The sequence below is a fragment of the Tannerella forsythia genome, from assembly GCF_001006485.1.
GTDB classification, from domain to species: Bacteria; Bacteroidota; Bacteroidia; order Bacteroidales; family Tannerellaceae; genus Tannerella; species Tannerella forsythia.
On record NZ_JUET01000021.1, the window covers coordinates 1 to 449 of the forward strand.

Annotated in this window: 1 protein-coding gene; it reads left to right on the forward strand. The window is 52.6% G+C overall.

The window, feature by feature from the left end; all coding sequences use genetic code 11:
* Positions 1–38: 38 nt before the first annotated feature.
* The coding region (locus Tanf_RS16595; RefSeq protein ID WP_201774567.1) for a glycosyltransferase family 9 protein at positions 39–449 on the forward strand (411 nt) is incomplete at its 3' end.

The window sequence follows — 449 nt, forward strand, 5'->3', positions numbered from 1 at the left end:
CATCTAGATGTGTATAAGAGACAGCCTTTCAGGGGGTAATGAAGAAATATAAGGACACGATCGGGTCGTTCAACACACCGAATATCCGCGTCGTTGACGGTTTCAAAACCATTGGAAATCTCGTGTCCTTCATCCGGGAACAGAATTATGTCGTGCTGGCCGATAGCGGACCTGCCCATATCACCAAGCTGTTTCAAACGCCCGGCATTGGTATCTATAGCTCGGCCTCTGCCACCGTTTTACAGGGCCGCCATCACAACCTTTACCCTTGGCAAAGCAGTTATAAAGGCGAGTTCTGCGAAGCGCCCTGCGGGCTTGCAAAATTGCGCGCAACCACATCGGGTGAAATCGGCTGCATGGGTAGCCTCCGACTTCCAATGTCGGAACTCGGAAACCTGCCGGTCAATTCTGACAGGGCACTGGCCGAACGGCTTGTGACCGAAAATCCG